Consider the following 25388-nt stretch of genomic DNA (forward strand, 5'->3'; position numbering starts at 1 on the left):
TTTCCCGAAAATCGGGAAATCCCTGAGGAAATTCAGGGTCTTGTTCCCTTACAGTTCAGCCACTCGATGCAAAGCAGTATCTGCATCCCGAGGGCCGAGGAGACAACTCGAACCCCAAAAATTCGAACATCAACCAACATCCGAACGAGATGTATTTCCAAAGCGTCGCGCAAGCGGCGCTTTTTTTTGGCTTTGTCCATCGCCCTTGGCGCTGAAGGCAACACAAGCACCTGCCGATGACGACATGCCCTCACATGACGCCACGGCACAATCACTCCCCATGGAATTACTGATTGTTTCACTGGCCTCATTTTTGGCTGGCCTGATCGACTCGATTGTGGGCGGCGGCGGCTTGATTTTGATCCCGGTTCTGTTTGCCACCTTTCCCCAAGCGCCACCGGCCACCTTGTTTGGCACCAACAAAAGCGCCTCAATCTGGGGCACCGCCTTTGCAACCGTGCAATACAGCCGCAAAGTGGTCATGCCCTGGCGCTCTTTGCTGCCTGCAGCGGGGGCTGGATTGATCGGCTCACCGATGGGCGCGTGGACCGTCTCCCAAGTCGACCCCGGGGTGTTTCGCAAAATTTTGCCCATCTTGATGCTGGCCTTGCTGCTGTACACCCTGGCCAAAAAGGACATGGGCCGTCATCACGCACCACGATTTGCTGGTGCCCAAGAAGCCTGGGTGGCTGCAGCCATCGGCTTGACCATTGGCTTTTACGATGGTTTTTTTGGCCCCGGCACCGGCAGTTTTCTGGTCTTTGCCTATGTGCGTCTGATGGGCTACGACTTTTTGAACGCCTCGGCTTCGGCCAAATTGATCAACATGACCACCAATTTCTCAGCCTTGGTGCTGTTCACCCTGCAGGGCCATGTGTGGTGGCACCTGGCGTTGGCCATGGCGGTGTCCAACATTTTGGGCAGCTTGATCGGCACACGCCTGGCCCTCAAGCACGGTGCGGGTTTTGTGCGACACGCCTTCATTGGGGTGGTGGTGGTCTTGATCTGCAAAACCGCCTACGACACTTGGCTGAGCTGACAAGCGCTCAGCGCCTGCGCCATTTGATCTGCCCGGCATACTGCGCCAGCGCCACGCCCAGCAAGGTCACGCCAGCCCCTGCGATCTTGGCCCAACTGTAATGCTCACCCGACAGCGCCCAGGCAAACAAGCCTGCCATCGGTGGCATCAAGTACATCAGGGGCGCACTTCGGGCCACACCGCGGACCGTGTTGATCCAGCCCCAGGCCAGCCAACCGATGAAGGCCGACACCAAGATCGACCAAAACAAGCCCACCCAAGCCCAAAAATCAAGCGCCCCCCAGTTGGCAGCCATGCCAGCGGGCACCGACAAAAGCATCACCGGCAACCCGCCCAGCAAGGTGGCGTACCCCATGGTCAAGACCGGTCCGTGTTTCTCCATCACGGGTTTGACCGCCACGGTGTAATAAGAAAAGAAAGCCGCAGCGACCAGCAAAACCAAATCGCCCCCGCCTGCCCGCCAATTGCCACCCAGCAACTTGTCTGACAGGAACATCAACACGCCCCCAAAAGCCAGTCCCACACCCGACATTTGCGGGGCAGTCAGTCGCTCCAGACCCTGATAGCGCAAGATCAACAAGGTCAAAATCGGCCCGCACGCCAAAATCACCGAACTGGAAAAGGCCGTGGACCAATGGATGCCATAAGTGACCAAGCCCACATGCAAAGAGTGGCCGATAAAACCCAACCAAGCCATCTGCAGCACGTCCTTGCGGGGCAAAGGCGGCAGCCAACGACCAAAACGCCAGCGCATGAGCAGCAGCGCACACACGGGCATGATGAGGTAACGCGCCCACAAGAAGCCACCGGGCGTGATCAGGTCGAACAGGTACTTTTGCAGGGTGAAGTTGCCACCCCAAATGACAATCAACACCAAGGCAATGAGCAAGGCCAGCTGGTCATGACGGTGCAGTGGGGCGCTGTGGGACATGGTTTTCATGGTGAGCCTTCAGGCTTCAAAGGCTGACACCCTTAAAAAAATGCGTGGCCAGCCATGCATGACTGGCCACGTCTGACATCACTTTTTACGCGCAGCGACAGCGGCTTCGGCCTCTTTCACCAGAGCAGGGCCCACGGTATTTTTCCACTTGTCATACACCGGGCGGGTGGCTTTGACGAAGGCTTCGCGCTCGCTGGCCGAGAGCGACGTCACTGTCACGCCCATGGCGGCGATGTCCTTGAGCACAGGCTTGTCGGCTTCAACCAAGCCTTTGCGGGCGATGGCGATTTCGGCTTTGCCTGCATCCACAGCGGCCTGGCGCACGATGGCCTGGTCAGCAGGCGTCCATGAAGCCCAGATGTCTTTGTTGACCACAAAGATCAGCGGATCGGCCACATAGCCCCAGGTGGTCACGAATTTCTGGCCCACGTTGTGCATTTTGAGCACAGTGAACAAGAACAAGGGGTTTTCCTGACCGTCCACAGCGCCGCTGGACAGTGCAGGCTGCGCATCGGCCCAGCTCATTTGTGTGGGGTTGGCCCCCATGGCGCTGAACATGTCCGAGTAAATGGGCGAGCCCACCACGCGAATTTTCATGCCCTTCAGATCGGCTGGCGACTTGATGGGGCGCTTGGAGTTGGTCAGTTCGCGGAAGCCGTTTTCACCCCAGGCCAAAGGCACCACGCCCGATTTGTCCAGCGTCTGGAAAATCTTCTGGCCCACGCTGCCTTGTGTCAGCGCGTCAATGGCGGCGTAGTCGGGCATCAAAAAGGGCAGCGAGAACAGGTTCAGTTCTTTGACCTGGGGTGACCAGTTGATGGTCGAGCCCACGGCCATGTCGATCACGCCCTGGCGCAGTGCGCTGAATTCGCGGGTCTGGTCGCCCTGGATCAGCGACACACCGGGGTAGAGCTTGATGTTGATGCGCCCCTGCGTGCGTTCCTTGACCATGTCGGCCCACATCTTGCCGGCCTGGCCCCAGGGTGTGGGGGGGCCCAGCACCAGCGACATGCGGTATTCGGCTTTGTAATCGGCGGCCACGGCCGGGGCAGTGAAAGCGCTCAAACCAGCGGCTACAGCCAGCAGGCTGAGCAAGTGACGACGAAGTTTCATGGTTGTCTCCTTGTTGAAAAAATGAAAACGGGGGGATCAATAGCCCAGATAACGCGGCAGCCACAGGGCCAGCTCAGGCCAGGCGATGACGGCCAGCATGACCAGGAACATCGAAAACAGCATCCAGCCGACCCAACGCACGGTTTCTTCCATGCGCACGCCGGCAATGCGGCAAGACACCATCAGGTTCACAGCCAAAGGCGGCGTGAACTGGCCCAGCGCCACTTTGAGCGTGAGGATCACGCCAAACCAGACCGGGTCCCATTTGTAGTACTGCACGATGGGCCACAAGAGTGGCACAAAAATCAGGAAGATGGACACGCCGTCGAGGAACATGCCCACAGTGATCAACATGAGAATCAGCAATGCCAGCACACCGTATTCACCCAAGCCCGAGTTGACGATGGCGGTGGTCACCGGATCGATCACCCCCAACGTGGACAGGGAAAAGGCAAAAATACCGGCCAAAGACACCACCAGCAAGATCACGGCCGACAACTCGCCGGATTCGCGCAAGATGACAAACAGGTCGCGCACCTTGATCGTGCGGTAAATCACCATGCCCACAAACAAGCCATAAAACACCGCCACCACCGCCGCCTCAGTCGGCGTGAACCAGCCGGCACGCATGCCGCCCAAAATCAAGACCGGCGCGGCCAGGCCCCAAGTGGCCTCCACAAAGCTTTTCCACAACTCGGGACGCGGCAAGCTGGCCTCGAGCGCACCCATCTTGTGTTTGCGGGCCATCCACACGGTGGGCACGATCAGGGCAATGCCCGCCAAAATGCCGGGAATCATGCCAGCCGCAAACAAGGCGGGCACCGAAGCACCGGGCACCAGCACCGAATACACAATGAAGGCCACCGAAGGCGGAATCAAGATGTCCGTGGCCGCTGCCGCGCCAACCACACTGGCCGAAAATGGTGCCGGGTAACCGGCCCGCGACATGGCCGCGATCATGACCGCACCCACGGCAGCGGCATTGGCTGGGCCTGAGCCGGAAATGCCGCCCAAAAACATGGCCACCACAATCGCCACCAAAGGCAACATGCCCGGGCCACGACCCACGATGGCCACGGCAAAGTTGACCAGCCTGAGCGCCACGCCAGAGCGGTCAAAAATCGAGCCCACCAGCACAAACATGGGAATGGCCAGCAGCGGGTACTTGCCCAGACCCGCGTAAAAGTTTTGCGGCACAGCCAACAGGCCAAACCACTGCGCGTCCGAATTGGCCAAGGCAATGCAGGCGGCTCCTGCCAAGCCCAGCGCCGCGCCAATGGGCACGCCCATCAGCATCATGACCACAAAGGCGACAAACAGAAGGGTCGGGATCATGGCTGACGCCCCCGGCGGATGAACAGGCCCAAGGCACGTCCGGCAATGGCCACCGACAAGACCGGCAGCCAGATGGTGTACCACCACTGCGGCACCCCAATGCCCGGCGAGGTTTCGCCAAAGCGGAAATCGTCCCAGACTACGCGCACACTCAGCACCGCGATCAGCGCAAACAGCACAAACACCATCAGCGCACCAAAGCGGGCCAGCGCCCGCTGGCGTTTTTCAGGGCCGCTGTCGGCAAAGTATTCAATGCGGATTTGGCGGTTGCGGGCCACCGAGGCCGAGCCCGCCACCAGCGCCAGCACAATCATCAGGAACACCGAGAACTCTTCGGTCCAGGCAAAAGACTGGTCGGTGAAATAACGCACCAGCACATTGGCAAAGGTGATGAGCGACAACAGGCCCATCACGATCACCGTGAGCCAATCCTCGATTTTCAAGGGCACAGCAGTTTGTTCATCGGGTTCAGCAGCGGCCACTTTGGCGGGGGCTTGTTCGTGCAAATGGGTCATAGGTTTCAAGCCAAATTTAAAGTTCAATTTACCATGGCGCTCTTGGTCACATGCCTCTCGAACAGTCCCCAAAGCGCCTCGGAGACACAGGGATTACCCCATGAAAAAACCCGCAGAGTGCACATGCAAGCTGATCGCAAACATGGGGCAACATCCTCACCGCGTGACGGGCTTCAGGCAATCTTGCGCTGCCGCCACGATTTGATCAGCCGACACGCGGGCGACCGCTTCCAGCACGGGGGCGTAGCCCACCGGGATGCGGGGTGCGCCCAAGCGTTTGACGCGCACGCCCAGAGTTTCGGCCACGGTGGCGGCGATTTCTGCGCCAAAGCCTGCCGCCTGAATCGCCTCGTGCACCACCAGCAAATGGCCTGTTTTGGCGGCCGACTTGAGCACCGTTTCCCGGTCCCAGGGCCACAGGGTGCGCAAATCGATCAGCTCCACCTGAACGCCCAATGCCGCCAATTGTTCGCAAGCCGTTTGGCACACCTGCACCTGACGGCTCCAACTGACCATCGTCAAATGATCACCCGGGCGCAGCACCGCAGCTTGGCCCAAGGGCACCTGCACGCTTTCGTCCACCGGCCCTTCCAGGCCCCAGAGCGTTTTGTGTTCCATATAGACCACCGGGTCGCCGCACTGCATGGCCGAGCGCAACAAGGAGTAGTTGTCTTGCACCGAGCCCGGGCACACCACCACCAAGCCAGGCATGTGGGCAAACCAGGCTTCGAGTGACTGAGAGTGCTGCGCCGCCGAGGCGTCCCAGATGCCTATGGGCATGCGGGCCACCAAAGGCACGCGGCCTTGGCCACCAAACATGTAACGGTTTTTGGCCGCCTGGTTGATGATTTCGTCCATGCCGCACAAGGCAAAGTCGACCACACGCATCTCCACCACCGGGCGCATGCCCGCCAGCGCCATGCCCACGCCGCCGCCCATGATGGCCGCTTCGCTGATGGGCGTGTCGATGATGCGGTGCGTGCCAAAGGTCTGTTGCAAGCCTTTGTACTGGCCAAAAATGCCGCCCCGACCCACGTCTTCGCCCATGACCACCACGCGCTCGTCGGCTTCCATTTCGCGCTGCACGGCCAGCACGGCGGCCTGGCTGTAACTCATCGTGTTCAAAACCATTGACCTTCTCCTGTGGTCTGGATGTCGGTGTAAGCGGCGGACACATCGGGCCATGGCGCTTGGTCCGCTGCCTGCATGGCCGCCTGCACTTCGGCCTGCGCTTGCTGGTCCATCTGGTCGCACACGGCATCGGTACTGCCCAGCGCCAGCAGGGCGCGGCGGGCGTTCTGGATGGGGTCGTTTTTCAGGGCTTCTTCGACTTCCCGAGGGTCGCGGTAAGCGGCCAGGTCCACCGACACATGGCCTTTGACGCGGTAGGTGCTGGCATGCAACAGCCGCGGCCCTTGGCCTGCGCGAATGGCCTGCACCAGCTCGGCGGCTTTTTCATAAACGGCCCAGACATCGTTGCCATCCACCGGAGTCGCTGCAATGCCCAGGCTTTCGCTGCGGGCCGAAGCACCAGGGCCAGCGATCATGGGACCACTGGCAGTGGTGGCGCTCCAGCGGTTGTCTTCGCACACAAACAGCACCGGCAGCTGGTGCACTTGCGCCCAGTTGAGGGCTTCCAGAAACGGCCCTCGGTTGATGGCGCCGTCACCAAAAAAGCAAACAGTGATGTCGCTGCGCCCCTGCAGTTTTTGTGCGTGGGCAGCGCCCACGGCAATGGGCAGGCCCGCCGCCACCACGCCGTTGGCCCCCAGCATGCCGACGGAAAAATCGGCAATGTGCATGGAGCCGCCTTTGCCCCCGTTGAACCCTGTGGCCTTGCCGTACAGCTCGCACATCATGCGGCCCAGATCTGCCCCCTTGGCCAGGGTGTGGCCGTGGCCACGGTGCGTGGAGGTCAGGTAGTCGCTGGGGCTGAGGTGGGCGCACACGCCAGCGGCCACGCCTTCTTGCCCGGTGGACAGGTGCAAGGGGCCGCGAACTTTGGCGCTGCCGTCGGCGGTTTTGTTGTAGGCGCTGACACCGCCCTGGCTCAGGATTTCGGCGGCATTTTCAAACGCCCGGATGCGGGCCATGCACAGGTACAAAGCGGCCAATGCGTCTTTTTGAGCGGTGGAGGGCAATCGATGTCTCCTGTGATGAGATCGCCCCGGAAAACAATTTTCTCAAGGCCATGTGCACTCTAATGGCATTTGACAGGCAGGCCTGCACGCAGGCGACAGGGCCCCTTGAGCGGGTTGACAGGGTCTTAGACCACCACCACGGGCACACGCGCAGCCAACGCACACATGAGCTCATAGCCCACCGTGCCCGCCGCTTGCGCCACCTCGTCGATGCTGAGCACCGCGCCTTGCGCCGACTGCCCCCAGAGCGTGACCATGCTGCCCACACCCGCATCGGGGAAGGAACTCAGGTCCACCGTCAGCATGTCCATGCTCACGCGGCCCACCGTGCGGCCCCGCTCACCATCCACCAGCACGGGCGTGCCCGTGGGGCAGATGCGCGGGTAACCATCGGCGTACCCGCAGGCCACCACACCGATGCGCAGGGGGCCATCGGCCACAAAGCTGGAGCCATAACCCACGCTGTCACCCGCCTGCAGGTGCTGCACCGCGATGATGCGGGCATTCAGGCTCATGGCGGGCAACAAACCCCAGTGCGAGGCGTTGTGCTCGGGAAAGTCCGGCGAGCTGCCATAGACCGCGATGCCAGGGCGAATCCAGTCGGCTTTGACGGTGGCATCGTGCGCATGACGCAAGCTGGCCGCACTGTTGCTGACACTGCGCTCGCCAGGCAGGTCGCGCGTGGCCTCTTCAAAACGGGCCATCTGCTCGGCGATGCCTTTGGGGCCGTCGGCGTCACTGAAATGGGTCATGAGCGAGATTTCGTCCACCTGCGGCAAGGCGTTCAGCCGCGTCCAAGCCGATCGAAAGCGGTGCGGGGCAAAGCCTAACCGGTTCATGCCCGAGTTCATTTTGAGGAAAACCCGGTGCGGCTCGTGCGTCTTGTGCAGCGCCAGCATGTCGATTTGCTCGTCACAATGCACCGTGTGCCACAGGTGCAGGCGCGAGCACAGCTCCAGGTCCCGCGCCTCAAAAGCGCCTTCCAGCAACAAGATCGGGCCGCGCCAGCCCAGTGAACGCACCCGTTCGGCCTCACTCAGGTCCAACAACGCAAAACCATCGGCCCCGCGCAGACCGTCGAACACCCGTTCAATGCCGTGGCCGTAGGCGTTGGCCTTGACCACCGCCCAGGCTTGGGCGTCGGGTGCGGCCTGGCGGGCATGGCTCAGGTTATGGCGCAGGGCGGCGGTGTCGATGGTGGCTTGTATGGGACGGGGCATGGGGGTTCAAGACAGAATGAGCCAATCAAGTATGCCAGCTTCAAGGGTCTCCAAATTGGACTCAAGCATAGGGATAACACAGCCTTTCCCCTGCCCGGCAGGGGCTTACAAATGATTTACACTGACCCGCAGCCTGTTAACCCCGCGCCATCTGCCTGAACTGTTCAGACGCTGGCAGAACCTTGACATCCATGGAAGTTTTTCAGTTTTTGATGCCCATCTTCACCGAATACGGTTATCTGGCCGTGTTCGTGATGTTGTTGATCTGCGGCTTTGGCGTGCCCGTGCCTGAAGACGTGACCTTGGTCACGGGCGGTGTCATTGCAGGTTTGGGCCACGCCGATGTGAACACCATGTTTGCAGTGGGCATGGCGGGCGTCATGGTCGGTGATGGCCTGATGTTCACCCTGGGTCGTCTGTATGGCCAGCGCATTTCCAAATTACCGGGTTTCCGCAAAATCCTCACGCCCGAGCGCTTTGCCAGCGCCCAAGACGCCTTCCAGAAATACGGCAAATGGGTCATGTTCGTGGCCCGCTTCTTGCCCGGTTTGCGCACGCCGGTATTTTTCTCGGCGGGCATGAGCCAGCGCGTGAGCTTTGCCACCTGGTTTTTCATGGACGGCTTTGCCGCCTTGATCAGCGTGCCGATCTGGGTGTACCTGGGTTACTTTGGTGCGCAAAACTGGGACTGGATGTTTGGCGTGCTGCGCCAGTTCCAACACGGCATCTTTGCCCTGCTGGGCATCGGTATTGTCTGGTTGGGCTGGCGCTGGTGGCGCAAGCGCCAGGCCACGGCAGCGGCCAAAGCTTCTGGCGACGCCTCCTGATCCGCCCACGCATGGGCCACACCTCCCCCAAAAGCCTGGCGGTTGCCGGGCTCCTGTTCAACGCCTTTGTTTGGGGCGTGTGTTGGTGGCCCTTCAAGCAACTCGAAGCCCAGGGCTTGCACCCGCTGTGGGCCACGGCGCTGGTCTACGCCTTTGTCTTTGTGTCCATCGCCTTGTGGCTGTGGCGCAGCGGGCAGCTGCAAAGCTGGCGCGGCCACCCCGGGCTGTGGCTTTTGCTGCTGAGCTCGGGGCTGACCAATGTCGGCTTCAACTGGGCCGTCACGGTGGGCGACGTGGTGCGCGTGGTGCTGCTGTTTTATTTGATGCCGGCCTGGTCGGTGCTGGTGGCCTGGTGGCTGCTGGGTGAAAAACCCACCCCCATGGCCTTGCTGCGCTTGCTTTTGGCGCTGGCCGGTTTATTCATCGTGCTCAAAACCCCCGAAACGCCCTGGCCCGTGCCCGAGAGCCTGGCCGATGGGCTGGCGCTGATGGGCGGCCTGACGTTTGCCATCACCAACGCCTTGCTGCTCAAGCTCAAAGACACGCCCAGCGCGTCGCGCACCCTGGCCATGTTTGGCGGCGGCGCGGTCATGGCCACGCTGGCGGCCTTTGTGGGTTTGGCCTCGGGCGTCGTGGCCATCGGCGCGGCACCCGCCTGGAGTTGGTTGCCCCTGGTGGCCCTGCTGAGCCTCTCGTTTTTGTTGGGCAACCTGGCGCTGCAATACGGTGCCGCCCGCCTGGCCGCCCACACCACGGCGCTGGTCATGCTGTCCGAAGTGCTGTTTGCCAGCGTGTCCTCGGTGCTGCTGGGCGCATCCAGCTGGGACAGCCGCACCCTGATTGGCGGGTCTTTGATTTTGCTGGCGGCTTTGCTGTCCATCGTCGGGCCTGGCCACAAGGCCAAATGACGCAGCTTGCACAGCCATGGGCTGTCGCTGGCATGATGTCCTTTTGCTCACTACCACCGGAAAGCACCCCATGAGCCTGTACGACCTCGAAGCCCAAAGCATCGACCACCAAACCGTGCCCCTGTCGCGCTACAAAGGTCAGGTGATGCTGATCGTCAACACCGCCAGCGCCTGCGGCTTCACGCCCCAATTCACCGGGCTGGAAAAGCTGCACAAAAGCTACGCCGACCAAGGCCTGGCCGTTCTGGGCTTTCCCTGCAACCAGTTCGCCAGCCAAGACCCGGGCGACGACGCACAGATTGCCAACTTCTGCCAGAAGAACTACGGCGTGAGCTTTCAGATGATGAGCAAGGTCAAAGTGAACGGCGACGAAGCGCACCCGCTGTACCAATGGCTCACCGCCGAAGCCCCCGGCATTCTGGGCAGCAAAGGCATCAAGTGGAACTTCACCAAGTTTCTGGTGGGCAAGGACGGGCGTGTGATCAAGCGCTATGCGCCGCAGGACTCGCCGGAAAAGATCGCCAAGGACATTGAGGCGGCGCTGGCGGCTTGATGGTGTTTTGATGGTGTTTTGATGTTGTTTTGATATCAAGTTGAGGGCGGTTTGATATCAGACGACTCGGTTACCCCCCTGCCCGTTGGTCTGACAGCCGTGACCAACGGCTCTGCATGATGGGCTTCCAACCCGTTCCGGCTCCTTGATTCAACCCCGCCAAGTCAGCACCACCAACCAAACCAACATCGCCATGCCACCCCACACCAACACCCGTGTGCGCAGGCGCAGCATTTCCACGGCGCTGACCAAGCGGGCGTTTTGTTCGGCCAACTCGGCCAGGGTTTCGGTGAGTTCGCGCTGGGTTTGGGCTTGCCGGTCGATCTGGCCTTGTGCGGCGATCAAGGCGTTTTTGAGTTCTCCCAAGCTGGGCACCGCACTGACCGGGGTCGTTGTAGCGGGCGTGCCTGCTTGACCGGGCGGCTGAGGCGGTTGGCGGTCCATCAGCTTGCGTGCGGCTTTGAGCACCGAAGGCGCGTGTTCGATCACATCGCCCCAGGGAATCACTTTGAGCGCCATCAACCAAGGTATCGCCATCGTCTTGTCCTTTGTTTGCGCTTTGCAAGCGCGGTCTGCCATCCAGTGTTGAATCCTACCCGGCTGGGCATTTGGGCGTGCTCGAGCGAGGGCCTTGCCGGATGGGGAAAAGGACTTTGAACTTCGGTTGAATACGCTCAGGGAGCCAGGATTTTTCTATTCATCCTTGAAATCTGAACGTCACACGTTAAATTTTCAAGGATGAGGGATCATCAACACCATTCCTGATGGTCTGAAAGCCAACACCAAGCACTGGCAGTGACCTTGTTCCCACACACACCGTTGGCCCTAGCGTGCGTAACGCTTCAACGCGAGATTTCAGGCGAGTTTGGGCCAGATGCTTTTAGAAAGTCGATTTATCCTTGTATTTTGAATATGGCATATTTAATTTACAAGGATGTTCAAACGCATTGCCCAAAGCACACTGGCCTCACACCTCACATGGAGCCCAGCTGTTGCCAGCTTGGGACCGCGCCAGATTGGCAAAACCACCTTGGCCCGCGCTCTGCTGGACACCCATCCAAATGCCATTTATCTGGACCTGGAATCCCCACAAGATCAGGCACGCCTGGGCGAGGGCCCGCTGTTTCTGCAAGCCCACGCAGACCGGCTGGTGATCCTGGACGAGGTTCAAAATGCACCGCAGTTGTTTTCGGTGTTGCGCGGTGAAATCGACCGCATCCGTCGCCCCGGGCGCTTTGTCTTGCTGGGCTCGGCTTCGTTTGAATTGCTGCGCCAATCCCAATCCTTGGCCGGACGGCTGAGTTTGATTGACATGTTCCCGCTCCTCGTCAACGAAGTCGGCTCGGACCTCAGTACCGTGCAGGACTTGTGGGTGCGCGGTGGATTTCCGCCCAGCTTCACCGCCGTTGATTCACACGCCTCTTGGGCCTGGCGTGATGCGTTCATCCGCCACCTGCTGCACACCGATTTGCCAGCTCTGGGCTTGCGCGTGGATGCCGAAAGTCTGCGCCGTTTTTGGCGCATGCTGGCGCATGTGCATGGCCAGCTGTTCAATGCATCGGCCATCGCCAACTCACTGGACGTGAGCGCCCCCACGGTCAATCGCTGGCTCGATCACATGGTGGGTGCCTTGCTGGTCAGAAAACTCGAACCCTATCACGCCAACCTGGGCAAGCGTTTGGTCAAGGCACCCAAGGTTTATGTTCGCGACAGCGGTCTGCTGCACAGCCTTCTGGGCTTGAGCCATCCGGACGACCTGCAAGGCCACCCCATGGCAGGTGCGTCCTGGGAAGGCTTTGTCATCGACCAAATTGCCGCCCACATGCCTACTGGGGCCAGCCTGTCGTTTTACAGAACAGCGGCGGGTGCCGAACTGGATGTGGTGGTGGAAACCGGGCAGCGAAAAATCGGTTTCGAAATCAAGTTCAGCGTGGCGCCCAAAGTCACCAAAAGCTTCTGGCAATCCCTGCAAGACGTGCAACCCGAAAAAACCTACATCGTCGCCCCCGTGCAGCAGCGCTGGCCTTTTGCCGAAGGGGTTGAGGTGATTTCCGTGGGTGATATCGCAGGGGTTCTGGCGGGTTGAAGGCGCAGCCCACATTCATCAACAAAGTCGGCGCTGCTCACGCAAATGCGCGCCATCCAGATACTGCGCCAGCAGGTCAATGTCCTGATCGCGCACATTCAGACCTTTGAACACCGCTTTCCAATGCGCCACCTGACTGGCGATCTCGGCCACGGTTTGCTGGGCTTGCGCGTCCGTCAGCCCGAAGGCCCGCGCTTTTGACATCGCATTGGTCAGGCTGGCCTCATGACCCAGAGCGCCCACACGCATTTGCTGGTAGCCCAAGCCTTGCGCGGCGGGCAGCACATCAAAAGCTGGGGAGAGTTCATAAAACCCGTCCGCACCACGCACCAGCGCGTGGTTCTTTTCGTGGTCGTCGGTGTTGTCGATCAGGATGTTGAAGACCATGCGCCTGAACAACTCTAGCTGCTGCGCTCGCACTTGGTCAGGCCGCCCCAAGCGGCGAATCAGCTGCGCCAGTTCGGGGTAGCCGAGGACCTCACCTGCGGCCCGCAATGCGACGCAGGCGGACTGGACATGCAGACGCTGGGCACCTTCGCGGTCAAAGCGCCGGACAGCCACGGCGTGACCTTTCGGCAATGGCAGCGCCAAGGTGTCTGCCGTTTGGATGCCACAACGGCGCGCCAGCTGCATGCTGGCGTGTTCGATCAGTGGCGAGTCCAGATCTCCGCCTTCCGAAAACTTGACCACCCAGGACACGCCATCGATTTGCATCAAGGACTTCGGCCGTGCGCCGCCCATCGACACGCCAGGCTGCAGCAAGCGACGCTGCTGTTCGCTGACGGCATCGCCCGCCATAACGCGCTGCACCGCCTGATGCATGTCGGTCAGCCCGTCAAACGTGGGCATGGCCGCTGTTAAGGCGGGGACATAACTTTCCGCTGGTAATGAAACGCCCAAAGCCCCAAAGCGGTCATCGCCAGCAAAGTACAAATACTCCAGCAAAGACAAACGCGCAGGACGCTCGATCAATCGGATGACACGCTCGCCCCATTGATCGGGTCGTGCATCGTCCACCGCACCCGCTGCGGTATCGCGTTCGGCGGGCAACATCAGCCCCGTGCGCAAGGGCAGGTCTTCGCTCAAGGCAAAGCCCTGGGGCGATGACAGCCATGTAGGGGCGTAAGTTAGGGCCACCTTGCGGCGCTGGTCTTGCAGGCTCAAGGTGCCGATGCGCACAGGATCTAGAACACCACCCAACCACCACAGGCTCACGCTGTCTTGGGGTTCATAGGCCTGGCTCACAGTGAGGGTTCCGGTTTGCGCGACAAGCGCTTGCTGCGCTGGCGCACGGCTTCAATGTCTTGCTCCAGCGCATTCAGATCTTGTGCAGGTGCCGCCATCTCAGGCAAGGCAGCATGCCGGCCCATGAGCCAGAGGGCCGTGGCGTAGACGCCCATGCCGACCGAAGGGTCGCCCTTTTCCATGCGGATGAGTGTGGGCACCGAAACCGACAGGCGAGTGGCCCAGGTACGCTGGCTTTCTTTGCGGCGCTGGCGGGCCAGCGCTAAATTTTCGCCCAGGTCTTTCAGGGCGCGGGCAACCGCAGCAGGCAGAATTTCTGTGGCGTGAGCAGGCTTCGACATGAAACAAAATTTACCATGAAATCAAACCATGTCAATTTTGTTTTACCTCAACGGGATCGTCACCCGGCCAGCAGCGCCTCATCCAACAACTCCACCCAATGCCGCACCGGCAGGCCGCTGCCACTTTGCAGGTGGGTGATGCAGCCGATGTTGGCGCTGATCACACCTTGCGGCTGCAGCGCGTTCAGGTGGCCCAGTTTGCGGTCGCGCAGCTGTTTGGACAAATCCGGGTTGAGCACGCTGTAGGTGCCCGCCGAGCCGCAGCACAGGTGGGACTCATTGGCCGTGACCTTGATCTGAAAGCCCAGATCGCCCAGATGCTTTTCGACGCCGCCTTTGAGTTGTTGGCCGTGTTGCAGTGTGCAGGGCGGGTGGTAGGCCTGCAGGCCTGCGGCTTGCAGGGCTTCCGGTTTCAGCTTGCTTTTGAGCAGCGGCACCAACTCAGGCAGCAACTCGCTAAGGTCTTTGGTCAGAGCACCGATGCGGGCAGCTTTGTCGGCGTACACCGGGTCGTCTTTGAGCACATGACCGTAGTCCTTGACCATGACGCCGCAGCCCGAGGCGTTCATCACGATGGCTTCGACTTCGCCGCTTTCGACCAGCGGCCACCAAGCGTCGATGTTGGCACGCATGTGGTCTTTGCCGCCGCCCTGGTCGTTCAGGTGGAATTTGACGGCACCACAGCAACCGGCCTTGGGGGCGGTCACGGCCTGGATGCCTGCCGCATCGAGCACGCGGGCGGTGGCGGTGTTGATGTTGGGGCTCATGCTCGGCTGCACGCAACCGGCCAGCATCAGCACCTTGCGGGCGTGCGTGCGGGTGGGCCAGATGCCAGCGTCTTGCGGCGCGGGCACTTTGGCTTTCAGGCTGTCGGGCAGCAGGCTGCGCACCATCTGGCCCATCTTCATGGCGGGCGCAAACAGGGGCGAAGGCAGACCTTCTTTGAGCGCCCAACGGACCAGTTTTTCAGACGCGGGGCGCTCGACTTTGGCGTCCACCAGTTTGCGGCCGATGTCCACCAGGTGGCCGTACTGCACGCCGCTCGGGCAAGTGCTTTCGCAATTGCGGCAAGTCAGGCACCGGTCCAGGTGCATCTGGGTTTTGCGGGTGGGCGTTTCGCCTTCCAGCACCGCCTTCATCAAATAGATGCGGCCACGCGGGCCGTCGAGCTCGTCGCCCAGCAGTTGGTAGGTGGGGCAAGTGGCGGTGCAAAAGCCGCAGTGCACACACTTGCGCAGGATGGCTTCGGCTTCGATGCCGTCGGGGGTGTTTTGGTATTCGGGGGCGAGGTTGGTTTGCATGACGAATCGCCTCAGAGGGGGTGCAAGCGGCCGGTGGCGAACACGCCTTTCGGGTCGAACTGTTGTTGCAATTGCTGCTGGATGCGTTGCTGCACCGGCTCCAAAGGCGTGTTCACGCCCACGGCTTTGTCCGTTGCGGCATGGGCGGCGCTGGCACGGAACAGCGTGGCATGGCCACCGACCTGCTGGGCCAACGCACGCAAAGTCACCGCTGCCGAAGCGGGTGCCCACAGCCAGCGCTGCGCACCTTGCCACTCCACATAGGTGGAATAAGGCAGGTCCAAAACCGGCGCGGTTTGCGGCACCGACAGACGCCACAGGCAGGCATCGGGACTGGGCGCATCAAAAAACGGCAAAGTCTGTTCGGTGCTGGCACGCCAGTCCAAGGCAGCTTCGGCATTGTCCATGGTCTGAACCTGCGCACCCAGGGCAACGGCATCGGCGCTCATTTTGACGGTAGCAGACTGCACTGCCGCCACCGCGCCGCGCAGGCGCACAAACACATAATCGGCCACGGGTTGGGCCGTGGTGTCGCGCACCCAGGCGCTGGCATTCAGGGGCAGGGGCTGGCCACCCCAGCGGTGCAGCAAATCCAGCGCCGGGCCTTGGGCCAGACCCGCGATCATCAGCGTGGCCTCGGCCGGGGCCACGGGCAAGACCTTGAGACTGACCTCGGTGATCAGGCCCAAGGTGCCCCAGCTGCCGGCCATGAGGCGGCTCACGTCGTAACCGGCCACGTTTTTCATGACCTGACCGCCGAAGGTCAGGTGCTCGCCCAAGCCGTTGATAAAACGCGCACCCAAGACATAGTCGCGCACAGCGCCAGCGGTTGCGCGTGCCGGGCCGCTCAAACCAGCAGCCACCATACCGCCTACTGTCGCGCCGGTGCCAAAATGCGGCGGCTCAAATGCCAGGCACTGGCCTTTCTCCGCTAAGGCAGCTTCCAGTTCGGCCAAGGGCGTGCCACAGCGGGCCGTCACCACCAGCTCGCTGGGCTCGTAACTGACGATGCCCTGGTAAGCCCGGGTGTCCAGCACCTCGCCCGTGAGGCTCTGGCCCCAGAAATCTTTGCTGCCACCGCCGCGCAAACGCAAGGTGCGGCCTTGGGCAGCGGCGGCACGCACGGCGTCGATGAGTGAATTGAGTTGAGCATCCATGGGCCAAGATGGTAACGCCCGGCCCCGTGAGGGCGCGTGAATTTTTTGAACGATGGGGTTGTGGGAAATTGCGGCATCTGGCCTTTGTGGGCGCTGCAGAGGCAGTTGCGGCAAAGGGTCAATTTGAAGCATTGTTCAAATGTTGACGTGGCCATCGTCCCGCTTGCAAGTGCACCAGACATGCACCGCATCAAATGCCTGACTGATCCCGCAGACGATCAATGAGTTCATGGGTGATTTGCACCCCTCTTGCTGGCAGAGGTTCGATACCCAAATCCGCCAGTTTTTAGCGGGGCCGGACCGCAAACCCATTCACAGGCAAACCCGCCACCGCCACCCGCGTCGCAAACACACACCCTGCCGCCGGGTACTGCGCCAGCTCTTGCGGGCTGCGGCCTTGGCGGGAGGTGGTGATGAACAGGGTTTTCAGGTCGGGCCCACCAAAGCAGGGCATCGTGGGGCAAGGCACGGGCGTGGCCACTTCGGCCAACACTTCGCCTGAGGGCGACAGGCGCAGCAAGCGATGGCCTTCGTATTGGGCAGACCAGTAACAGCCTTCGCTGTCCACCGCCGCACCATCAGGGCGGCCGCCATATTCCGCAGGGGGTGTGGGCTGGCCCCAGACCCAGCCTGCGGGTTTGGGGGGCATTTGGTGGAACACGCGCCCGGCAGACAGCTGGCCGGAGGCCAGATCAAAGTCAAAAGCGCGAATCTGGTGCGCGGCCGTGTCGGCCCAATAAGCGGTTTGGCCATCGGGTGACCAGGCCAGGCCATTGGCGGTCACCACACCGCCCTTCTCACCGCCCATCATGGCCTGTAGGCCTTGCTCGTCCAGCTTGTACAACACGCCCAGCGCCTGGTCTTTGGGTTCGTACAGGCTGCCTGCCCAAAATCGGCCTTGGGCGTCGCACTTGCCGTCGTTGAAGCGCAGCTTGGCTGTGTCGTAAGGCGCAGCGGCCAGCGGCTGCAAGTCACCACCCCACTGCCTCGCCAGATAAATGCCATCGCGCAGGGCCACGACCAGGCCGCCACCTGGGTCATCGCCTTGCACAGGGGCAATGCAGCCGGGTTCTTCGCCCATGGCCCAGTACTCGACCGCGCCACGGGTCTGCAGGCCATCGAGCTGGACGCGGGCGATGCGTCTGCCGGGGATGTCCACCCAATACAGGCGCTGCTCTTGCGGGTGCCAAAAGGGCGATTCGCCCAAGGCGTCGGGTTCGGGGGTGATGCGGGTCCAAGGGTTCATGCGGGGCATTGTGCCCTCAGCGGCCCTGTTTGCATGCCCTGAGGGCGTTAGGTAACCCGATCAATCGACTTGGCCCACGGTTTGCAGCTCGGCCGTGGTGCGGCGAAGGGTGGGCAGGCCCACGCCCGAGGCGTCAAAGCCGCCATCGACCGCGATGGATTGGCCGTTGATGTAACTGGCCTGGGGGCTGCACAAAAAGCCCACGGTGTTGGCCATCTCTTCGGTGCTGCCGTAGCGACCCAGCGGGATGGTGTCGTAGTAGTCGGCGCGGATGGCAGCGCTGTGCACCAGCTTGGCCATCTCGGTCTCGACCGGGCCGGGGCAGATCGCGTTGACGCGCACACCGTAATTGCCCAATTCGGCGGCGTACTGCTTGGTCAGGTGGATCAATGCAGCCTTGCTGGTGCCATAGGCCAAGCGCAAGGTGCTGGCGCGCAGACCCGAGATGGACGCGATGTTGACCACGGCCCCGCTGCGCTGGCTCGCCATGATGGTGCCAAACGCCTGCGTGCACAAAAACGCGCCATCCAGGTTGGTCGAGAGCACATGACGCCATTCATCAAAATGGGTGTCGAGTGCGGGCTTGAACACCGCCACGCCCGCGTTGTTGACCAGCGCGTCCACACGGCCAAAACGCGCCATGACTTGGTCGGCAGCGGCTTGGACTTGGTCTGGCTGCGACACATCGGTGTGCAGGCACAGCACGTCGCCTGACCTGCTCAGTTGCTTTTGCGTGGCGTCCAGCGTGGTGGAATCCACGTCGAGCAGCACGACCTGGTGTCCGTTGGCCAGAAACCACTGGCCAATGGCCAGACCTATGCCTCGGGCACCGCCCGTCACCACAGCCACTTTTCGATCTGCCCATGTCATGCGTCTACCTCTGTGCGTCAAAGCCAACACCATAGCAAAAAAGCCCGTGCACAGGGTGCAACGGGCTTGGGAAGATGGGAGGTGGCAAACCACCCTAAGCATTCAACTTGCCAGATCAGCCGTGGTAAGCCGACTCGCCGTGCGAGGAGATGTCCAGACCTTCGCGCTCTTCTTCTTCGGTGACGCGCAGACCAATGGTCAGGTCAACAATCTTGAAGGCGACAACCGAGACCACACCCGACCAGACAATGGTCAGCAGCACCGCTTTGGCCTGGATCCACACTTGTGAGGCGATGGAATAAGCATCAGGCGTGACCATGGTCAGTGTGACCCAGTCGCCCATGGCGCTGGGGCCACCCAAGGCGGGCGAATTGAACACACCGGTCAACAAGGCACCCACAATGCCGCCGACACCGTGCACACCGAACACGTCCAAGGAGTCGTCTGCACCCAGCATCTTCTTCAGACCATTCACGCCCCAAAGGCAAGCAAAACCTGCAATGAAGCCGATGATCAAAGCACCACCCAGACCCACGTTGCCCGCTGCTGGTGTGATGGCCACCAAACCGGCCACGGCACCCGAGGCGGCACCCAACATGGAGGCTTTGCCACGCATCAGCGCTTCACCCACACACCAGGCCAACACAGCACCGGCTGTCGCGATCAAGGTGTTGATGAAGGCCAGGGCAGCGAAGCCGTTGGCTTCCAGAGCAGAACCCGCGTTGAAACCGAACCAACCCACCCACAGCAAGGAGGCACCGACCATGGTCAATGTCAGGCTGTGAGGGGCCATGGATTCACGGCCATAACCCACGCGCTTGCCCACCATGAAGGCACCCACCAAGCCAGCCACAGCGGCGTTGATGTGCACCACGGTTCCGCCAGCGAAGTCCAAAGCGCCCCACTGCCACAGCAAACCGGCTTTGGAAGTCATCTCTTCGGCCACTTCTTTGGTCGTGTAGGCGTCAGGACCCATCCAGAACCAGACCATGTGCGCCACAGGCAGGTAGCTGAAAGTGAACCACAACACCATGAAGGCGAGCACAGCAGAGAACTTGATGCGCTCAGCGAATGCACCCACGATCAGGGCACAAGTGATGCCTGCGAACGTGGCCTGGAAGGCGGCGAACGAGATTTCAGGAATCACCACACCCTTGCTGAAGGTGGCGGCGTTGGCAAATGTGCCCGCGACGTTGTCCCAAATGCCCTTCATGAACAGGCGGTCAAAACCCCCAATGAAGGCATTGCCCTCGGTGAAGGCCAGGCTGTAACCGTAGATGAACCACAGCACGGTGATCATGGAGAAGGTGACCACCACCTGCATCAGCACCGACAGCATGTTTTTGCTGCGCACCAAGCCGCCATAGAACAGGGCCAAACCAGGAATGACCATCAAGATCACCAGGATCGTGGACAGCATCATCCAGCCCGTGTCGGCCTTGTTGGGCACGAGCACAGGCGCGGCTTCGGCTGCTGCGGGTGCAGCGGCAGCAGGCGCTGCAGGGGCAGGTGCCGCATCGGCCTTGGCATCAGCAGCAGGTGCCGTCACGGCGGCGGGGACGGTTGCGGGGGCGGTTTGTGCGGTGGCGACAGAAGCCGTACCGAACACACCGAAACCCAAACTCAGGCCCAAGGCCAAAGTAGCGAGTAACTTTTTCATTGTTTGACTCTCTTTCTTCTTGATCAGAGGGCTTCGCCGCCGGTTTCACCGGTGCGGATGCGAACCACTTGTTCGAGGTCGTACACAAAGATCTTGCCGTCACCGATCTTGCCGGTGCGGGCACCCGACTCGATGGCTTCGATCACACGATCGACGAGGTCGTTGGACACAGCGGCTTCGATCTTCACTTTGGGCAAAAAGTCGACCACGTATTCCGCGCCACGGTACAGCTCGGTGTGGCCCTTTTGACGACCAAAGCCCTTGACTTCGGTCACGGTGATGCCCTGCACGCCGATGCCCGACAGTGCTTCACGCACCTCGTCCAGCTTGAAGGGTTTGATGATGGCGGTCACCAGTTTCATGATGGCTCCTTGTTGGGTTGAACGGCGATCAGAAGGCGTATTTCAGGCCGACAACAACACCTGTCTTGCCTGTGAACTTGCCTGCGGGGGTGACGTACAAGGTTTTGTCAGCGTCGGTTGCCACCAAGGCGGCTGTGGCCGACAAGCCATTGCCCAAGTCTTTGCCCAATGTCAGCGAGTAATCGGTGTACGACCAATTGCTGCTGTTTTTGATGGACTGGTAGCCCACATGTGGCACCAAGCTCAAGCCGCTGCCCAAATCAAACGTGCCGCTCAGGTCCACGTAATAGCTGTTTTTGCTGTCGATGAAACTGAAGATGTTGGAGATGGCGTGCGAATACTTCAAGGTCACAGGACCCATGGTGCCCGCTGCATAAATCTCATTGGTGTTGGCGTTTGCAAAAGTTGGCACTTGAGCCAGTTTGTTACCCGAGTACTGATAGCGCAAGAAACCCACGTCATACGCCACATCGCCCACAGCCCCCTTGTAACCGGCATACAGGTCCAATTCCATGTTGGTGTCGCCACCCGCATCCTTGACCCACTTGATGCTCGAACCCCAAGCACCCACATAAAAACCGCTCTTGTCAGCGTAGTCGATGCCGCCTTGCACAGCAGGCTTGAGACGCGACTGAGAAATGCCACGGTAACGGTAATCGGTGGTCGCACCGACGTTGTAGGACAGGCTGCTCTCGGGAGCCGCTGTTTGGGCTTGGGTCAGACCGCTCACGCCGCCCAAAGCCAGGGCGATCAAAGTAGGAACAAGGATTTTTTTCATGAGGAACTCCAATAAAGTGAAGAAAAGACAAGCCATCTATGCACAGAGCGTGCCAACCCATGCGGCGTCGCTCATACCCGGGGATTTACCAGTGCATTTGCCCACAGTGCATGTTTGAATGGCATTTCAACAAGAAGCGCACGCACTGACGGCGTGCCAGAACACACACCATGCACCAGCATGGGGCAGGGAGGGAATATGAGTCTCAGTTTGGTGCATAGCCGCGCCTTGATCGGCCTGCAAGCGCCCGCCGTGACCGTGGAGGTGCACATGGCCAATGGCCTGCCCAGCTTCACACTGGTCGGTTTGGCGGACGTCGAGGTCAAAGAGGCACGCGAGCGCGTGCGCTCGGCCCTGCAAAACAGCGGCTTGGACTTTCCGCACAACCAACGCATCACGGTCAACCTGGCCCCGGCTGATTTGCCCAAAGACTCGGGGCGACTGGATTTGCCCATCGCTTTGGGCATCTTGGCGGCCAGCGGGCAAATCGATGCCACTAAACTGGCCGGTCACGAGTTTGCGGGCGAGTTGTCGCTGTCGGGTGAGTTGCGCCCGGTGCGTGGCGCCTTGGCGATGAGCCTGGTGCTGCGCCAGCAACAGGTGCGCACGCGGCTGGTGTTGCCCCCGGGCAGCGCCGAAGAAGCGGCTTTGGTGCCCGACACCGAAGTGTTCAGGGCCCGTCACCTGCTGGATGTGGTGCAACAGTTTTTGCCCCCCTCCAACGACACCCCGCCTGTGCCCAGCGAAGGATGGTCCCGCATGGCCGCCACCACACCCAGCGCCCCTCCTCGTTATGCCGACCTGGCCGATGTCAAAGGTCAAGCGGGCATCAAACGGGTGCTGGAGATCGCCGCCGCCGGAGGCCACTCACTGCTCATGGTGGGTCCGCCAGGCTCGGGCAAGTCCATGCTGGCACAGCGATTTGCGGGTTTGTTGCCACCCATGGCGATTGAAGACGCCTTGGAATCAGCGGCCATTGCCAGCTTGGCCGGGCGCTTTGACCTGAGCCGCTGGGCGCAGCGCCCCACCGCACAACCGCACCACTCGGCCAGTGCAGTGGCTTTGGTGGGGGGTGGCTCCCCACCCCGACCGGGGGAAATTTCGCTGGCGCACCACGGCGTGCTGTTTCTGGACGAGTTGCCCGAATTTCCCCGTGCGGCCCTGGAGGCCCTGCGCGAGCCCCTGGAAACCGGCACCATCACCATCGCCCGGGCTGCCCGGCGGGCAGAGTTTCCGGCGCGTTTTCAGTTGATTGCGGCCATGAACCCCTGCCCTTGCGGCTATTTGGGCAGCACCACGCGGGCCTGTCGCTGTTCGCCCGACCAGGTCAGCCGCTACCAGGGCAAGCTCAGCGGCCCCTTGCTCGACCGCATCGATTTGCACATCGAGGTGCCCAGCCTGCCCGCACAAGACCTGCTGAACGCGCCGCCCGGTGAAAGCACCGAGGCGATTGCTGCCCGCAGTCTGGCGGCACGCCAACGGGCCTTGGCCCGCCAAGGCTGCGCCAACGCCGACCTGCAAGGCCAAGCCATTGACGCCCAAGCCCAGCTGGACGAGCGAGCCACCGCTTTGCTGCAAAAAGCCGCCGCCAAACTGGGCTGGAGCGGACGCAGTGTGCACCGCAGCCTGAAAGTCGCCCGCACCATCGCCGACCTGGCGGGCAGCAGCACCATCGAGGCAGCGCATGTGGCCGAAGCGGTGCAATACCGGCGGGTGCTCAAAGAGCACTGATGATCCGGCCCTGTGATGTTTGAAGTCTGCGAGACTTTTCGCGACGGGGGCGTCGCTCCTACAAGGGAGATGCCTTGCAGTTTGTGGGAGCCCCGCCCTCGGGGCGATTGGGGGTGGTTTGCGAGGCTTTTCGCGACGGGGGCGTCGCTCCTACAAGGGAGATGCTCTGCAGTTTGTGGGAGCCCCGCCCTCGGGGCGATTGTGGGTGGTCTGCGAGGCTTTTCGCGACGGGGGCGTCGCTCCTACAAGGGAGATGCCTTGCAGTTTGTGGGAGCCCCGCCCTCGGGGCGATTGTGGGTGGTTTGCGGGGCTTTTCGCGACGGGGGCGTCGCTCCTACAAGGGGGATGCCCTGCAGTTTGTGGGAGCCCCGCCCTCGGGGCGATTGGGGGTGGTTTGCGAGGCTTTTCGCGACGGGGGCGTCGCTCCTACGAGGGAGATGCCTTGCAGTTTGTGGGAGCCCCGCCCTCGGGGCGATTGTGGGTGGTCTGCGAGGCTTTTCGCGACGGGGGCGTCGCTCCTACAAGGGGGATGCCCTGCAGTTTGTGGGAGCCTCGCCCTCGGGGCGATTGGGGGTGGTTTGCGAGGCTTTTCGCGACGGGGGCGTCGCTCCTACAAGGGCGATGCCTTGCAGTTTGTGGGAGCCCCGCCCTCGGGGCGATTGTGGGTGGTTTGCGAGGCTTTTCGCGACGGGGGCGTCGCTCCTACAAAAGAGCGTTGATGCCAACATCATCGGGTCGGATGCATCAAGAAAACCCATGACCAAGGTGCGTGGCAGTGACAACTGAAAACAAGTTCAGGTGTGCTCCGGTCAACGGCCCGTGCTGACCGGCGTTATGCAGGGACACACTTGCCAAAGGTTTTGCCATGAAAAGAAGTTTCCGCGTCTTCGTTTTGGGGCTTGTGCTTGCCAGCATGAGCAGTCTGGCCATGGCGGGGCCCCACCACGGGCAGCACCACAACCGTCATGGGGGTGGACGTCACGGTGCGGGCGACTGGATCGGGGCTTTGGTGGTCTTAGGCTTGGCGGGGGCGGTCATTCAGGCCACCACCAGCACACCGGTGCTGTCCGCACCACCGGTGACTTATGCCAACCCTGTCAACCCGTCTTTTCCACCTCCGGCTCCGACAGAAGCCCATTATTTTTGTGCTTCGGTCAGGCAGTTTTACCCCGACACCCGCTATTGTCCAGAAGGCTGGCAGTTGCTGACCCCTGCACGTTGAGCGCAGGGGCGGCCAGCCAGCTGGCCATCACACCAAAGACAAACCCCCGTCCATCATCAGGGTGTGTCCCGTGACCAATCCCGAAGCCGACGAGGCCAAAAACATCACCGCGTGAACGATGTCCTCTTCGGTGCCGGTGCGCTTGAGCGGAATGCTTTGCGTCTTGGTGCGCACGTAATCCGGGTTGGCAAACAAGTCCTGCGTCATGCCCGAGGGAATCGCCGTGGGGGCCACCGCGTTCACACGCACCAACGGTGCCCACTCGACGGCCAGCACCTTGGTCATGTGCGAGACGGCCGCTTTTTGAATGCCGTAGGGTGTGCCCTTGCCCGAGACCACCACCCCGTTGACACTGCCAATGTTCACAATCGCGCCGCCGCGTGTACGCATGGGCTCGCCAAAGACCTGGCAGCTGCGGTAAACGCCGTTCAGATTCACATCGGTCAGGGTCATCCAGGTCTCTTCGTCACAGCCCGCAAAGTCCGAGCGGATCTGCAAGCCGTGGGCATTGACCAGCACATCCAGACCCGCCGTTTGTGCCAGCTCGGCCTGCACCGCCAGCAGTGAAGCGCGGTCACGCACATCGGCCACGCGGTGTGTGATGCGCGGATCGTGCTCACCCGCTTGTATCGGGGACTGGTCCACGCACCAGACTTGCGCGCCCAGCGATGCAAAGCCTCGGCTGATGGCAGCGCCCAAAGTGCCACGCCCACCGGTCACGAGGACCTGTGTTCCCACCAAGTCCCGATAGGGAAAGGCGTAATCACCCGAAGGCGCAAAGTTGCCCAAAGCCGCCAT

General features: G+C 61.4%; 25 protein-coding genes. 7 read left to right on the plus strand and 18 right to left on the minus strand.

Annotated features, from left to right (window positions below):
* Positions 1-280 precede the first annotated feature (280 nt).
* On the plus strand, positions 281-1039 hold the full coding sequence (locus tag AMM41_RS01795) for a sulfite exporter TauE/SafE family protein (RefSeq protein ID WP_089952623.1): 759 nt from the start codon (positions 281-283) through the stop codon (positions 1037-1039).
* A gap of 7 nt (positions 1040-1046) precedes the next feature.
* Here the strand turns inward: AMM41_RS01795 and AMM41_RS01800 are convergent, their stop codons facing one another.
* From AMM41_RS01800 to alr, 7 genes are all read right to left on the minus strand, one after another.
* Entirely contained in the window at positions 1047-1979 is a 933-nt protein-coding gene (locus AMM41_RS01800; protein ID WP_228769046.1) for a DMT family transporter, read from the minus strand.
* Between the two features lie 78 nt (positions 1980-2057).
* Positions 2058-3092, minus strand: a complete 1035-nt coding sequence (locus AMM41_RS01805) for a DctP family TRAP transporter solute-binding subunit (RefSeq protein ID WP_089952336.1) — start codon at positions 3090-3092, stop codon at positions 2058-2060.
* Between the two features lie 36 nt (positions 3093-3128).
* A complete protein-coding gene (locus tag AMM41_RS01810; RefSeq protein ID WP_089952339.1) occupies positions 3129-4427 on the minus strand; it encodes a TRAP transporter large permease in 1299 nt (432 codons plus the stop codon).
* Positions 4424-4942 carry a TRAP transporter small permease gene (locus AMM41_RS01815; protein ID WP_089952341.1) on the minus strand — a complete coding sequence of 173 codons (519 nt, stop codon included), beginning with the start codon at positions 4940-4942 and terminating at the stop codon, positions 4424-4426. Before AMM41_RS01815 ends, AMM41_RS01810 begins: the two co-directional genes overlap by 4 nt.
* Positions 4943-5098: 156 nt before the next feature.
* The gene (locus AMM41_RS01820) at positions 5099-6073 is read right to left on the minus strand and encodes an alpha-ketoacid dehydrogenase subunit beta (protein WP_089952343.1); all 975 of its coding nucleotides are present in this window, start codon (positions 6071-6073) and stop codon (positions 5099-5101) included.
* On the minus strand, positions 6064-7035 hold the full coding sequence (locus AMM41_RS01825) for a thiamine pyrophosphate-dependent dehydrogenase E1 component subunit alpha (RefSeq protein WP_089952628.1): 972 nt from the start codon (positions 7033-7035) through the stop codon (positions 6064-6066). Before AMM41_RS01825 ends, AMM41_RS01820 begins: the two co-directional genes overlap by 10 nt.
* Before the next feature lie 173 nt (positions 7036-7208).
* Positions 7209-8303, minus strand: coding sequence for an alanine racemase (gene alr / locus AMM41_RS01830; protein ID WP_089952345.1), 1095 nt, complete (start codon positions 8301-8303; stop codon positions 7209-7211).
* Between the two features lie 191 nt (positions 8304-8494).
* Here alr and AMM41_RS01835 point away from each other — a divergent pair, with 191 nt between their 5' ends.
* The 3 genes from AMM41_RS01835 to AMM41_RS01845 all read left to right on the plus strand — a co-directional run bounded on the left by AMM41_RS01835 (position 8495) and on the right by AMM41_RS01845 (position 10591).
* Positions 8495-9130, plus strand: coding sequence for a DedA family protein (locus tag AMM41_RS01835; protein ID WP_089952347.1), 636 nt, complete (start codon positions 8495-8497; stop codon positions 9128-9130).
* Between the two features lie 11 nt (positions 9131-9141).
* A complete protein-coding gene (locus tag AMM41_RS01840) occupies positions 9142-10038 on the plus strand; it encodes a DMT family transporter (protein ID WP_089952630.1) in 897 nt (298 codons plus the stop codon).
* A gap of 70 nt (positions 10039-10108) precedes the next feature.
* Complete coding sequence (locus AMM41_RS01845; protein ID WP_089952349.1) at positions 10109-10591, plus strand: glutathione peroxidase; 483 nt, start codon at positions 10109-10111, stop codon at positions 10589-10591.
* Positions 10592-10741: 150 nt separating this feature from the next.
* Here AMM41_RS01845 and AMM41_RS01850 read toward each other — a convergent pair whose 3' ends face one another.
* Positions 10742-11128 (minus strand): hypothetical protein, encoded by a 387-nt coding sequence (locus tag AMM41_RS01850; RefSeq protein ID WP_228769047.1) that lies wholly within the window; start codon positions 11126-11128, stop codon positions 10742-10744.
* A 397-nt stretch (positions 11129-11525) separates the two neighbouring features.
* Between AMM41_RS01850 and AMM41_RS01855 the strand changes: the two genes are divergently transcribed.
* Positions 11526-12677: an ATP-binding protein gene (locus AMM41_RS01855; protein WP_089952353.1), complete on the plus strand. Its 1152-nt coding sequence runs from the start codon at positions 11526-11528 to the stop codon at positions 12675-12677.
* 18 nt (positions 12678-12695) lie between these two features.
* Here AMM41_RS01855 and AMM41_RS01860 read toward each other — a convergent pair whose 3' ends face one another.
* The 9 genes from AMM41_RS01860 to AMM41_RS01900 all read right to left on the minus strand — a co-directional run bounded on the left by AMM41_RS01860 (position 12696) and on the right by AMM41_RS01900 (position 21637).
* Positions 12696-13922, minus strand: coding sequence for a type II toxin-antitoxin system HipA family toxin (locus AMM41_RS01860; RefSeq protein WP_089952355.1), 1227 nt, complete (start codon positions 13920-13922; stop codon positions 12696-12698).
* Positions 13919-14263, minus strand: a complete 345-nt coding sequence (locus AMM41_RS01865) for a DNA-binding protein (protein WP_089952357.1) — start codon at positions 14261-14263, stop codon at positions 13919-13921. Before AMM41_RS01865 ends, AMM41_RS01860 begins: the two co-directional genes overlap by 4 nt.
* Positions 14264-14322: 59 nt before the next feature.
* The gene (gene glcF / locus AMM41_RS01870) at positions 14323-15564 is read right to left on the minus strand and encodes a glycolate oxidase subunit GlcF (protein ID WP_089952359.1); all 1242 of its coding nucleotides are present in this window, start codon (positions 15562-15564) and stop codon (positions 14323-14325) included.
* An 11-nt stretch (positions 15565-15575) separates the two neighbouring features.
* Positions 15576-16721, minus strand: coding sequence for a glycolate oxidase subunit GlcE (gene glcE / locus AMM41_RS01875; RefSeq protein ID WP_089952633.1), 1146 nt, complete (start codon positions 16719-16721; stop codon positions 15576-15578).
* 286 nt (positions 16722-17007) lie between these two features.
* Entirely contained in the window at positions 17008-17967 is a 960-nt protein-coding gene (locus tag AMM41_RS01880) for an SMP-30/gluconolactonase/LRE family protein (protein WP_089952635.1), read from the minus strand.
* A 60-nt stretch (positions 17968-18027) separates the two neighbouring features.
* Positions 18028-18837 (minus strand): SDR family NAD(P)-dependent oxidoreductase, encoded by an 810-nt coding sequence (locus tag AMM41_RS01885; protein WP_089952361.1) that lies wholly within the window; start codon positions 18835-18837, stop codon positions 18028-18030.
* A gap of 115 nt (positions 18838-18952) precedes the next feature.
* Positions 18953-20497, minus strand: a complete 1545-nt coding sequence (locus tag AMM41_RS01890) for an ammonium transporter (RefSeq protein ID WP_089952363.1) — start codon at positions 20495-20497, stop codon at positions 18953-18955.
* Positions 20498-20520: 23 nt separating this feature from the next.
* Positions 20521-20859 carry a P-II family nitrogen regulator gene (glnK, locus tag AMM41_RS01895; RefSeq protein WP_089952365.1) on the minus strand — a complete coding sequence of 113 codons (339 nt, stop codon included), beginning with the start codon at positions 20857-20859 and terminating at the stop codon, positions 20521-20523.
* A 28-nt stretch (positions 20860-20887) separates the two neighbouring features.
* Entirely contained in the window at positions 20888-21637 is a 750-nt protein-coding gene (locus AMM41_RS01900) for a TorF family putative porin (RefSeq protein WP_089952367.1), read from the minus strand.
* A 198-nt stretch (positions 21638-21835) separates the two neighbouring features.
* Here AMM41_RS01900 and AMM41_RS01905 point away from each other — a divergent pair, with 198 nt between their 5' ends.
* On the plus strand, positions 21836-23368 hold the full coding sequence (locus AMM41_RS01905) for a YifB family Mg chelatase-like AAA ATPase (RefSeq protein ID WP_089952369.1): 1533 nt from the start codon (positions 21836-21838) through the stop codon (positions 23366-23368).
* Positions 23369-24233: 865 nt separating this feature from the next.
* Complete coding sequence (locus tag AMM41_RS01910; RefSeq protein WP_089952371.1) at positions 24234-24590, plus strand: hypothetical protein; 357 nt, start codon at positions 24234-24236, stop codon at positions 24588-24590.
* A 27-nt stretch (positions 24591-24617) separates the two neighbouring features.
* Here AMM41_RS01910 and AMM41_RS01915 read toward each other — a convergent pair whose 3' ends face one another.
* Positions 24618-25388: an SDR family NAD(P)-dependent oxidoreductase gene (locus AMM41_RS01915; RefSeq protein WP_089952373.1), complete on the minus strand. Its 771-nt coding sequence runs from the start codon at positions 25386-25388 to the stop codon at positions 24618-24620.

This window comes from Limnohabitans sp. 2KL-3, from assembly GCF_001269405.1.
Taxonomy (GTDB): Bacteria; Pseudomonadota; Gammaproteobacteria; order Burkholderiales; family Burkholderiaceae_C; genus Limnohabitans_A.

Excerpts from the sequence above, each read along its gene's own strand:
- AMM41_RS01795 (WP_089952623.1), top strand. The coding sequence starts at position 281 with ATGGAATTACTGATTGTTTCACTGGCCTCATTTTTGGCTGGCCTGATC.
- AMM41_RS01800 (WP_228769046.1), bottom strand. The coding sequence starts at position 1,979 with ATGAAAACCATGTCCCACAGCGCCCCACTGCACCGTCATGACCAGCTG.
- AMM41_RS01805 (WP_089952336.1), bottom strand. The coding sequence starts at position 3,092 with ATGAAACTTCGTCGTCACTTGCTCAGCCTGCTGGCTGTAGCCGCTGGT.
- AMM41_RS01810 (WP_089952339.1), bottom strand. The coding sequence starts at position 4,427 with ATGATCCCGACCCTTCTGTTTGTCGCCTTTGTGGTCATGATGCTGATG.
- AMM41_RS01815 (WP_089952341.1), bottom strand. The coding sequence starts at position 4,942 with ATGACCCATTTGCACGAACAAGCCCCCGCCAAAGTGGCCGCTGCTGAA.
- AMM41_RS01820 (WP_089952343.1), bottom strand. The coding sequence starts at position 6,073 with ATGGTTTTGAACACGATGAGTTACAGCCAGGCCGCCGTGCTGGCCGTG.
- AMM41_RS01825 (WP_089952628.1), bottom strand. The coding sequence starts at position 7,035 with ATGGCCCGCATCCGGGCGTTTGAAAATGCCGCCGAAATCCTGAGCCAG.
- alr (WP_089952345.1), bottom strand. The coding sequence starts at position 8,303 with ATGCCCCGTCCCATACAAGCCACCATCGACACCGCCGCCCTGCGCCAT.
- AMM41_RS01835 (WP_089952347.1), top strand. The coding sequence starts at position 8,495 with ATGGAAGTTTTTCAGTTTTTGATGCCCATCTTCACCGAATACGGTTAT.
- AMM41_RS01840 (WP_089952630.1), top strand. The coding sequence starts at position 9,142 with ATGGGCCACACCTCCCCCAAAAGCCTGGCGGTTGCCGGGCTCCTGTTC.
- AMM41_RS01845 (WP_089952349.1), top strand. The coding sequence starts at position 10,109 with ATGAGCCTGTACGACCTCGAAGCCCAAAGCATCGACCACCAAACCGTG.
- AMM41_RS01850 (WP_228769047.1), bottom strand. The coding sequence starts at position 11,128 with ATGGCGATACCTTGGTTGATGGCGCTCAAAGTGATTCCCTGGGGCGAT.
- AMM41_RS01855 (WP_089952353.1), top strand. The coding sequence starts at position 11,526 with ATGTTCAAACGCATTGCCCAAAGCACACTGGCCTCACACCTCACATGG.
- AMM41_RS01865 (WP_089952357.1), bottom strand. The coding sequence starts at position 14,263 with ATGTCGAAGCCTGCTCACGCCACAGAAATTCTGCCTGCTGCGGTTGCC.
- glcF (WP_089952359.1), bottom strand. The coding sequence starts at position 15,564 with ATGCAAACCAACCTCGCCCCCGAATACCAAAACACCCCCGACGGCATC.
- glcE (WP_089952633.1), bottom strand. The coding sequence starts at position 16,721 with ATGGATGCTCAACTCAATTCACTCATCGACGCCGTGCGTGCCGCCGCT.
- AMM41_RS01880 (WP_089952635.1), bottom strand. The coding sequence starts at position 17,967 with ATGAACCCTTGGACCCGCATCACCCCCGAACCCGACGCCTTGGGCGAA.
- AMM41_RS01885 (WP_089952361.1), bottom strand. The coding sequence starts at position 18,837 with ATGACATGGGCAGATCGAAAAGTGGCTGTGGTGACGGGCGGTGCCCGA.
- AMM41_RS01890 (WP_089952363.1), bottom strand. The coding sequence starts at position 20,497 with ATGAAAAAGTTACTCGCTACTTTGGCCTTGGGCCTGAGTTTGGGTTTC.
- glnK (WP_089952365.1), bottom strand. The coding sequence starts at position 20,859 with ATGAAACTGGTGACCGCCATCATCAAACCCTTCAAGCTGGACGAGGTG.
- AMM41_RS01900 (WP_089952367.1), bottom strand. The coding sequence starts at position 21,637 with ATGAAAAAAATCCTTGTTCCTACTTTGATCGCCCTGGCTTTGGGCGGC.
- AMM41_RS01905 (WP_089952369.1), top strand. The coding sequence starts at position 21,836 with ATGAGTCTCAGTTTGGTGCATAGCCGCGCCTTGATCGGCCTGCAAGCG.
- AMM41_RS01910 (WP_089952371.1), top strand. The coding sequence starts at position 24,234 with ATGAAAAGAAGTTTCCGCGTCTTCGTTTTGGGGCTTGTGCTTGCCAGC.
- AMM41_RS01915 (WP_089952373.1), bottom strand. The coding sequence starts at position 25,388 with ATGGCGGCTTTGGGCAACTTTGCGCCTTCGGGTGATTACGCCTTTCCC.